The 9,867-nt window shown below is 46.5% G+C and carries 8 protein-coding genes; 6 read left to right on the forward strand and 2 right to left on the reverse strand.

The window, feature by feature from the left end; translation table 11 throughout:
• Window positions 1-215: 215 nt before the first annotated feature.
• From C5684_RS07700 to C5684_RS07720, 5 genes are read left to right on the forward strand one after another with little or no spacing between them, the layout of a single operon-like run.
• Complete coding sequence (locus C5684_RS07700) at window positions 216-791, forward strand: hypothetical protein (RefSeq protein WP_104639938.1); 576 nt, start codon at window positions 216-218, stop codon at window positions 789-791.
• Window positions 788-1,954, forward strand: a complete 1,167-nt coding sequence (locus C5684_RS07705; protein ID WP_104639939.1) for a hypothetical protein — start codon at window positions 788-790, stop codon at window positions 1,952-1,954. Before C5684_RS07700 ends, C5684_RS07705 begins: the two co-directional genes overlap by 4 nt.
• Window positions 1,941-3,734: a phage terminase large subunit family protein gene (locus C5684_RS07710; RefSeq protein WP_233708711.1), complete on the forward strand. Its 1,794-nt coding sequence runs from the start codon at window positions 1,941-1,943 to the stop codon at window positions 3,732-3,734. The genes C5684_RS07705 and C5684_RS07710 overlap by 14 nt, the downstream gene beginning before the upstream one ends.
• 2 nt (window positions 3,735-3,736) lie before the next feature.
• Window positions 3,737-4,177, forward strand: coding sequence for a hypothetical protein (locus C5684_RS07715; protein ID WP_104639940.1), 441 nt, complete (start codon window positions 3,737-3,739; stop codon window positions 4,175-4,177).
• A 9-nt stretch (window positions 4,178-4,186) separates the two neighbouring features.
• On the forward strand, window positions 4,187-5,554 hold the full coding sequence (locus C5684_RS07720) for a phage portal protein (protein ID WP_104639941.1): 1,368 nt from the start codon (window positions 4,187-4,189) through the stop codon (window positions 5,552-5,554).
• Between the two features lie 527 nt (window positions 5,555-6,081).
• Here C5684_RS07720 and C5684_RS07725 read toward each other — a convergent pair.
• Window positions 6,082-6,324: a helix-turn-helix domain-containing transcriptional regulator gene (locus C5684_RS07725; RefSeq protein WP_104628646.1), complete on the reverse strand. Its 243-nt coding sequence runs from the start codon at window positions 6,322-6,324 to the stop codon at window positions 6,082-6,084.
• A 1,072-nt stretch (window positions 6,325-7,396) separates the two neighbouring features.
• Here C5684_RS07725 and dnaG point away from each other — a divergent pair.
• The gene (gene dnaG / locus C5684_RS07730) at window positions 7,397-9,238 is read left to right on the forward strand and encodes a DNA primase (protein WP_104639942.1); all 1,842 of its coding nucleotides are present in this window, start codon (window positions 7,397-7,399) and stop codon (window positions 9,236-9,238) included.
• Here the strand turns inward: dnaG and C5684_RS07735 are convergent.
• Window positions 9,235-9,678, reverse strand: coding sequence for a DNA adenine methylase (locus C5684_RS07735; protein ID WP_013891140.1), 444 nt, complete (start codon window positions 9,676-9,678; stop codon window positions 9,235-9,237). The two genes, dnaG and C5684_RS07735, sit on opposite strands and share 4 nt — an antisense overlap.
• Between the last annotated feature and the right edge of the window lie 189 nt (window positions 9,679-9,867).

Here is a 9,867-nt window from a genome sequence, read left to right on the forward strand (position 1 = left end):
CCTAACACCTCTCCATTCGACGGGACCGTCAGAATTGTATAAGAACCAGCCCCCAAACCATCCAAAATGTAGCCCCGCCTATCTAAAAAACACCCCCAAAACCACCGCCACCCAATTTGCCCCGCTCTAAAATTGCTAATAATGCTAATATATATGCTAAGATAGCAAAAATAGTAGTTTGGATACAGACAAGCCAAAACACTTTAGGGGGCTAAATGTATGGAGAAGTCAAAATCTACCTCGCCACAATACTAGAGGTGCAAAAATCCAGCGTCAAAGTGCGCTACAATAACACCACCAGCGACTTTGTGCCCTATACGCAGGTGCATAACGCTTTTAGAACCACTTACAGCCCGCCCACACCTAACCAAACCGCCCTTTATTTCAAAATGGGGCATTTTGGGCTGGTGCTAGGCACTTCCATACTCCCCCAAGAGATTGAGGACAAGCAAGAGATGGATACCCAACGCATAGAATACGCCGATGGCACAACCATCACCTATAAAGAGGGTGTGCTCAAAATTGAGAGCCTCAAAGAGATTAAGATTGAATGCGAAAACACCCAAATCACCGCTAAAAAGCAGGCAAGCATAGAGTGCCAACAAGCCACTATCACCGCCAAACAAGAGGCAAAAATCAAAGCCCCTAAAGCCTGCATTGATGCCACAGACATCACTTTAGGGGGAGCGCAAGCTAGCCCCACAGCAGGTGTGATCACGGGTGAGAGTATCTGCCCCTTCACAAAAGCCCCCCACAACGACTTTAGCACCAAAGTTAAGGCACTCAAATGATGCAAGTTTTAGACAAAATCCAACTACAGCCTGAATTTAACGCCTTTATGCGCGAGATGTGCTCTGCTAGCGAACTCCAAGAGCTCTTAGGGCTCACCCCCCATCAATTCCGCATCTTAGAAAAGAAAGGCGTGTTTGAGGCGAGCAAATGCGTGGTTTTCTACAATGATGAACATAATAAGCCCGTTGTGTGTGCCTCCCTCAAATACAACACCCGCCTTAACATTCTAGCCTACACCCGCCATTTGCAACCCCAATTAGAGGGGCTTAAAAAGCAGGGTAAAATCATTGAGGAGCTAAAGCGCACCCTTAAGACCCTCCAACGCCAAGATAAACGGGTGGGGTTGCAAAAGGAGCGTATCGCCGATCTGTCTAGCACTAAAGCCACCTACGACAAAGAAAACAAGGAATTAAAGGGGCAAATTAGCGCGCTTTTGGAGCAAAACAAAGCCCTAGAAACCCGCACCTCTGATCAATTAGCCGCCATTTTCAACACCGACAGAGAGGGGATTTTCAACCTCACGGCTAAGGGCATTTGTATTAAAACCGATCGGCGTTACTGGGATTTTGAGGGCAGTGTGCGCAATTACATTAAAGTCTTGCAAGAGCAAAAACAGCCCGACCCCAATAAAATCAACATCGCCACGCTGTGTGAGATTTTGGGCTTGACCAAACAGCGCATTTACCAGTTAGAGGGGGCAGGCGTGCTAGCCAAGAGCGAGCATGACAGCTGGGATTTAACCCAAACGCTCAACCAGTTCATCACCTATAAGCTCCAAAACGAGGAGAGCGAGCTAGGGGTGGCGCGCGCTAGAAAAGAGTTAGCCGATGCCAAACTCAAAGAGTTATCCTACAAAGAAAAGGTGGGCGAATTATTGACCTTTGATACCATCGCTAAAGCCCTCCAAGACATCGCTATCACCATCAGCAATAAGCTTTATAGCCTACCCCACTTGCTCAAACGCAAGCACCGCCTAGAAGCCCCGCTTATTAAGGATATGAATGCCGAGATTGAGGGCATTTTAGCCGAACTGCAAGACCCACAAGCTTATGAACTTGCCAGCCAACAAGCCCAAGCCATCGCCCAAGAGGAGCAAAAGCTTGAAAAACTCAATGCCAGCATGCGGGAAAGCCCCATAGGCGGTAGTGATGACAAAGACTAACACGGGTCGCCCCCTCAAAAGAGTGGGCAGTTTTAATTTTAGAATCCGCACGCACCCACTCTCCCAAATTGCGCGCTTAAAAGAGGTCTTTGCCAAGTCCATTTTCATTAAGCCCCATTTGGATTTACTGGAGTGGTCGCAAACCTACCGCGTGCTATCCAAAGAGAGTAGCGCATTGTTTGGTAGGTTCAACGCCCTATCCTACCAAAAAGAGCCCATGCAAGCCATTAGCGACCCCTCTATTACAGAAGTGATTTTAATGTGGGGCGCGCAATTAGGCAAAAGCGAAATCTTGAACAACACCATCGGCTACTTTATCCACCAAGACCCCTCTACAATCCTTTTTTTATTGCCCACAGAGGATCTAGCCCAAGATTACTCCAAACGGCGATTAGCCCCGATGTTTAGAGATGTGCCCGAATTGCAAGAACTCATCGACAATAAAGAGAGCAATAACACCATTCTAACCAAGAACTTCAAGGGGGGCAATTTAGCCTTAGTGGGCTCTAATAGCCCCTCTAAGCTCTCCTCTAAGCCCATTAAGGTTTTAATCGTAGATGAATGCGATCGGTGCATGAACACCAAAGAGGGGCATAGCATTATCTTAGCCCAAAAACGCACGGCGACCTATTTTGATAAAAAGATTATCAAAGTTTCCACGCCCACGCTCAAAGGGCATAGCTACATTGAAAGGGAATTTGAAAATAGCGACAAACGCTACTTCTTTGTGCCCTGCCCGCATTGTGGCTTTGAGCAAACCCTAGTTTTAAGTGGGGTGGTCTATGACACAGATGAGAAAGAAAAGCCCATTTATGAGACAATCGCCTACCAGTGCATTGAATGCGGGTCTAACTGGAGTGAAACCCAAAAGCAACAAGCGGTTAGCAAAGGCAAATGGATAGCCACTAATGCTAATGAACACACCCAAGATAAGGCAGGCTTTTTTCTAAACGCTCTGTATAGCCCCTTTGTTTCAATGGCAGAAATCATCAAAGACTACCATAACGCCCTAGGCAACCCCTCTAGCATGCAGGTTTTCACCAACACCCAAGAAGCCCTGCCCTATGAACCCCCCTCTATTGTCTTTGGGGAACAGGCATTATTTGCGCGCCGTGAGGATTACAGCGCGACCAACTTACCCGATGAAATCCGTTTTATCACCGCTGGGGTGGATGTGCAGGCTGACAGGCTAGAAGTGGAATTTAAAGGCTGGGGGAATGGTTATGAAAACTGGGGGGTCAAACACCTTATTTTAAAGGGCAAGACTAGCGACCCCCAAGTGTGGGGGCATCTCTACCAGCAACTCAAGCAGATTTTTTACACGCAAAGCGGGCGCAGGCTGTTTAGCTCTCTTAATCTCATTGATAGCGGGTTTAATGCCGAAATCGTCTATAGTTTTGTGCGCAAAGACCCCCGTTTTATGGCAAGCAAGGGGCATAGCGAACAAAGTGGCAAAAAGCCCATCATCGAGCCCCCCAAATTCATCGCTAAGGGCGTGAAATTCTGCAATATTGGCACTTATAAGGCTAAGGGGGAGATATTCCGCCTTTTGGCGAGTGAAAACATCGGGGCGGGTTATTGCCACTTCCCCCAAGATTACCCCCTAGAATACTTCCAGCAACTCACGGCTGAAAAATTAGAAAAGAATGTCAATACCCGGGGCTATGAATCCTTGCGTTGGGTTAAAATTAGAGAGCGTAACGAGGCATTGGACTTGTTTGTGCTCAATTTAGCCGCGGCTAAACACCTAAAAGTCCTAGACACCATACAAGGAGGTTAGATATGGATACACCAGACACCCCCCAAATCGACTTACACGCCGGGCTAGACCCGCTCAAAAAGGTGCGTGCCAATGCGCGCCCCGAACAAGTGGATTTGCCCAAAGTGCCCAAACAGAGCGATTTAGGGCTTTTTGTGCCTAGGGTGGTGGGGCAAGAGGAAACTAAAGATACGCCAAACACGCAAGAACCCCCAACCCAAGAGGGGCAAAAAACACCCAAATCTCCCCCATGTGGGGGCAATCTCTTAAGGGTTGCCAAAATTGAGGCGGCGATTCAAAACATCTTAGACAATTTGGCTAATGGTATTGAAATCTCCAAATACGAGATCGATGGTATCCGCATTGAAAAACGCTCGCCCTTAGAGCTCATCAACCAATTAGAAAAGCTCAAAATGCGCCTAAGTGCCAAACCCCTACCCCGCTATGTGCAATACCGCTTTTAGGAGTGTAAGATGTGGCCCTTCAATCTGTTTAAAAAAAAGCCCCCCATACCCCCCAAAAAACGCTTTTATAACCCCGCTCCGCCCTCTTTAGCCCCTAGTGAGCTAGAAAGAGATGATCTCTTGAGGTTACTTAGTAACACCCGTGTGGATGCCAATTTTAGCGCGCTTAGAGCGCAAGCTAGGAGTTTGAGCACGACCAGCGCATTATTGGCGGGTTATTTTGACACTTTGGACAAAGAGATTTTTGGGGACAATGGCATTAGCTTAGATTTATACACCCCTAATGCGGAGCTCAATACCCAAATTGAACAAGCCTTTTTAGCATGGCGGCACTCTATCCCGGAATGCCCTTTGAGCTTTTGGGAGGTAGAAAGCCTTGTTTTATTGCATTACAAACGCGATGGGGAGGCGTTTGTCTATCTAAATGAAACCCCGCAGGGTTTGAGCCTAGCCATCATTGACCCCCAAAATGTCGATGAAAACGCCGATGATGGGCAAATGCTTTTAAGTGGCGTGGAAGTGGATAGCCTGCATAACCCCGTAGCTTACCACATTAAGCGCGCTGATGGCAATATTGAGCGTGTGCTAGCTAACAATATCATCCACATTTTCAAACGCTTAAATGGCTTGCAAACCAGAGGGGTAACCCATTTAGCCCCCATTATCCACCCCCTCTATCAAAAAGAGAAATTCAAAAGTGCTGAGCTCAAGCGGGCTAGATTGCAAAGTGAAATCACGGGCTTTTTTGTGGCAGGCGAGGAGCACGAGATATTCCCGGGCGTGATTGAGGATTTGGACAACCAACAAAACCCCCAAGAGCCTAAGGCTAGTGTGAGCGAGCGTGTGGAAGTGGGCAAGATGACCTATATTGAAAAAAACCTCAAGCCCTATTTCACCGAGAGTCATAACGCCACGAATATAGAATTTTTCATCAAACAGACCGACAAAGAGATCGCCAAGGCTTTGGGGGTGAGTTATAGCACGCTTACAGGTGATCTCAACGAGGTTAATTATTCCTCCATTCGGCACGGGGCAAGCGAGCAAAGACGCCAATTTAGGGGCTTGCAAAACTTCCTTATTAGGCATTTGCACAACCGCATTTTCAAGGCGTGGCTGGACAATGAGATCAAGCTAGGCAACATCGCCCTAGAGCAGCGCCCCGCCATTTTAAGCCACTTTGCCTTTAAGCCCCAAGGTTGGGAATATATCGACCCGCTCAAAGAGATGAACGCCAATAAAGTCGCTTTAGAGACCGGGCAAAAGTCCTTAAGCCAAATCTTGCGCGAGCAGGGCAAGGAGCTAGATACTCATATTGCCGAACTCAAAAAAGAACAAGAGATTTACAACATTCTAGCTGCGCGCAAAAAGGCGCATTAGCCACCCTGAAAGGAAACCCCCGCCTAGGCGGGGGACTCTGCTAGCTACTTTTTGCTCTTTTCTCTCTTGCGTTTGAGAACAAATTTAAGCCCCCAAACAGAGATTTTGAGATAAAATAGCCGGACAGAGTTTTTACCATGTTTTTTCATGGTAAAACTCCCTGACAAGATCTGCCCCTTGCGGGGCGTTGTCATTCTAGTTTAAAAATCCTTAAAATTTTGAGATTTTGTTAATCATCTTGGATTAGAATGTTGTTGTTTTGGGGCGCAAAAATCCCGTTAAAAACCACCTTAAGGAGAAACCCCCCAAATGGGGGGACCCTACTTAGGTTTTTTTCACCCTTTTGCGTTTGAGGACAAAATTAAGCCCCAAAACGCTAATTTTTAGGTAAAATACCCGCGTAGAGTTTTTGCCATGTTTTTTCATGACAAATCCTCCAATAAGAGTGTTGCCCCTTGCGGGGCGTTTTCATTTTAGCCAAAAATCCCTTAAGCGATTAGTGATTTGTTAAATGTATTTATCCAACATTAGGCGGTGTGGGTTTTAGGCAATTCCAAAGCCTGCAGTTTAAAACCTAGTTTTTTCAAAGCCGGCAAAAGCCAAAAATCCCCCTCTAGGGCGGGCAATTCCACCCCCTTAGACTCGGCGACATGCTTAAAAGCCCGCTTAATCTCTGCCACATCGCCATCCTCTAAAACCGCATTGAGGTAGGACAGCCGTCTTTCCTCTGTGTCTAACATTTGTGCCACCCTAAAAGGTTTAAAAGCCATGTCAAAACTCCTGCTCTAAAATCTTTTGCGCCTTGATTATATCCTTTTGTTGTGTGCTTTTTAAACGCTTTGAAAGTTTGGGAATGGCACAATAATACCAGTGGCTAGGGAGGGGTTTAACCCTCCCCGCCCTTAAAGGGCTAATATAATGGCATTGCCAGTGCCATCAAAGCCACCAGTATTAGCATTAACCGCATGGTGCACCTCCTAGCGAGGTGCCACCCACTGCACCCCCAACCCATAAACACACAAAGATGTCATTACGCCAAATGGCCACTAGGGTGCGCCACTCATGCCATGCCTTAAGACTATCATTTTTCACTTAAGCGTGCATGAAACCTAGATTTTTGCCATCCATGCCCTTTTAACCTTAATTGCAAAACTGAATGCTTTTTTTATTGCAAAAAATTTTTATAATGCGCGCTTCCCTCCGCTTCAACTCTGCAGTTTGTGTCGCTGTGCTGCGAGGCGCGCTTTGAGGCGCGCTCGCGCAAGCACAACAGGCAAGGTAACTATATCCGTTGGTGGGAAGCTCTAGCGCGCATTATAAACTTGAACGCTTAAAATCAGCTTAAGCACCTTAAAAACAACTTAAACACCCGAACACATCGGGGCTTTCAAGACCTTAATTTAATCTTTGGTTTTTTTTTATTGTTTAGGATTTAAGTTTGTGGCGGGCTAATCTTAAGCGGTCGGGGTGTTCTCATTTAAGTTAAAATTAAGCATAAATTTTAGGGCGTGCAAACCCCTTTATTTTTGGGCTCTTAAAAAAACGCTAGAGCAGCGCGCAACATTTTTAAATCAAAAAAAAACAACCCAATAACCTTAATCGCTTAAAATTAAAGTGCTTGTTCTTTTCAAAGATCGCGCTTGTTAAGCCAAGCCAAAGGCAAACCGCTAGCGGCGGACGCGTCCTATTTTTTGTTTTAAAGGCAAGTCGGGGATGGTTACCCTAACATCTTGGGTCTCTAGGCATGCAAGTAGCCGGAGCCTGCACCTTTAGTTTTCCTATGCGGGTCGCCCCTAACCAAGTGCTACTATATTTTAAGATATTTTCGCTAATATTACAAGCATGATAAAAGATACGAGTTTAGAGCAACTAAAAGCAGTTGTGGATATTGTAGATGTGGTGGGGAGTTATATTGAGTTGAAACGGGTAGGGGCGGGTTTTAGTGCCATTTGCCCTTTTCACAATGAAAAAACCCCTAGTTTTAAGGTCAATCCCGCCACAAATGCCTTTAGGTGTTTTGGGTGTGGGGTGAGTGGCAATGCGATCACTTTCGTTATGGAATACGAAAAAATCGGTTTCCAAGAGGCAGTCGAAAAGCTAGCCACCCGTTATGATATTGCCTTAGAGCGCACTAACCAGCGTGCTTATGAGGAACAAAAGGGCTTTTTAGGGCTTTTAGAGCAGATCACCGCTTGCTACCAAGAAATCTTAGAACAAACCCCCAAAGCCCTAGAATACCTTAAAGGGCGGGGGATAAATGAGAAATCTATACAAGAGTTCCAGCTAGGTTATTGCGATAGTTGGCAAGTGTTGGGCTACATTGAGAAAAACAAACTAGATAAGCAGGCACTGCACCATTTGGGTGTGCTTGCTTACAACCCAGAGGGCAAAGAATACGCCTCTTTATTTGGGCGCATCATATTCCCGATCCAAAATTCTAATGGCAAGATTGTCGCCTTTGGGGGGCGTGCATTGCAAGAGGGCGATGTTAAATACATCAATTCCGCCACGAGTGCCACTTTCAATAAGTCTAAGATTCTTTATGGCTACCCCCAAGCCCGTTTAGCCATCTTAAAAGAGCAGAAAATGCTTTTAACAGAGGGCTATATTGATGTGATTTTAGCCCACCAAGCGGGCATTAAAATCGCTGTCGCCACTCTAGGCACAGCACTAAGCGCCGATCACTTGCCCTTAATGCATATCCTCAAAGAGCGATCACCTATTATCATGGCGTATGATATGGACAATGCCGGGCAAGAGGCGACTATGCGCGCCATTGAGTTGCTTAGCCAAAATCTCAAATATGGCGGGGTGGTGGAATTAGAGAGCGGGCTAGATGTTGCCGACATGGTGGCACAGGGCAAAATCACGCAACTTAAAGAGGCTTTGTCTAAACCCGTGCCTTTTATTGAGTATTCCTTGAAACGCATTTTGAATCGCTACGATTTGGGGAACTTTTTGGATAAAGATTATGCGGTGCGGGAGTGTCGGGCGGTGATTGATGCCTTGCCCGAGTTTGCTCCCCACACCCGTAAGGGTTATACGGAGTGGCTCAAAGAACATTATGGCTTGGAGTTTGTCGACCACAAATACGACCCGCCTAAGCAAGAGGTTTTTAAGGACAACCCTACGGGTAGAAACTATGTTGAAGAGGCGTTTTTATATATCTTGCTCAAAAACCCCGCCCTTTTTGAGGAGGTGCGCCCCTTTATGGATATTAAATACTTCACAGAAGCCCCCGATGCCAAAATATACCAAGACTTCTTAGAGGGCAAACTCAATACCCCCCAGCAAGTCGCCTTTTTGGCGGGGGAATTGAATACCCGCTATTATGCCAAAGTTGAGGAGGGTGGGGATATAGTGGGAGAGTTGCGCGAGTATGCTAGACGCATGGGGCAGGAGTATTGGTATAAGCATTGGGTGGAAAAAAGGGATGCAGAGCCAGATATACGGAAGTTTTTTGATTTGGCAGCCCATGTGGATTTAATCGAGGGGGCTTGCGGTTTGGAGTCTTTGCCCCTTTTGCATATTGTGCCTAATTTGAAGGGCTTTACCCCCTATTTGTTCCCCCAAGCCATTAAACCCTACTATAATCCCCGCAAAATGATTTTAGCGGTTGATGATTTTTGCGCCAATGACCCCCGAGCCATTGCCATCGCTAGGGATTTGGGGCGACCGCTTTAATCAAATAGCGTTTTTGCGCCCCCGTAATTAGAGATCAGCAACTCCTGCACGCCCACCGCGCTTAAGCCCGCACGCATGCCATAAATCGTTTTAGTCTGCTCAATATTAAATCCGCTATAGAGCTCTAAGGCTAGCGGGTGGTCATTGATGCTTAGCAAAAAATTCCCCTCAATGTTTTTGAGCGTGTTGGCTAGGCGGGCGTGATCGGCTAGATTGAATGGCGTGTTGCCTCCGATGTTCTCATACACATCGGTACTGCCGATGTAGGGCGGATCGCAATAGAAAAATGTTTGGGGCGTGTCATAGGTCTTAATAAAATCCTCAAAGTCCTTATTAGCAAAAATCACCCTCTGCAGTCTCTTAGACTCTTTGTAAAAATCTCTATGTGTTAGGCGTGCGATCGCTTTAAAGTAAATCCTTTTTGAGGCGAGGTGTGGCACCCCCCCCCCCCCCCCTAAATCCATGGCTCTGCCCCCGATAACTCCATTGATTGACTTGACATACTCTCCCATAACTAAAGTTAGGGGATTCTAGCTTTAGTGGAGATCGCGGCTTCAAGCGGGACAGCTCCGTTTGGAGTCTTATGTTCCCTATTCCAAAGGTTGATGCCCCAACCCCAAGGGTATTAC

Origin of the sequence: Helicobacter bizzozeronii, from assembly GCF_900196775.1 — a bacterium.
GTDB classification, from domain to species: Bacteria; Campylobacterota; Campylobacteria; order Campylobacterales; family Helicobacteraceae; genus Helicobacter; species Helicobacter bizzozeronii.

Bases quoted from the DNA above. Each gene is read 5' to 3' on its own strand.
- C5684_RS07700 (WP_104639938.1), top strand. From the start codon at position 216: ATGTATGGAGAAGTCAAAATCTACCTCGCCACAATACTAGAGGTGCAA.
- C5684_RS07705 (WP_104639939.1), top strand. From the start codon at position 788: ATGATGCAAGTTTTAGACAAAATCCAACTACAGCCTGAATTTAACGCC.
- C5684_RS07710 (WP_233708711.1), top strand. From the start codon at position 1,941: ATGACAAAGACTAACACGGGTCGCCCCCTCAAAAGAGTGGGCAGTTTT.
- C5684_RS07715 (WP_104639940.1), top strand. From the start codon at position 3,737: ATGGATACACCAGACACCCCCCAAATCGACTTACACGCCGGGCTAGAC.
- C5684_RS07720 (WP_104639941.1), top strand. From the start codon at position 4,187: ATGTGGCCCTTCAATCTGTTTAAAAAAAAGCCCCCCATACCCCCCAAA.
- C5684_RS07725 (WP_104628646.1), bottom strand. From the start codon at position 6,324: ATGGCTTTTAAACCTTTTAGGGTGGCACAAATGTTAGACACAGAGGAA.
- dnaG (WP_104639942.1), top strand. From the start codon at position 7,397: ATGATAAAAGATACGAGTTTAGAGCAACTAAAAGCAGTTGTGGATATT.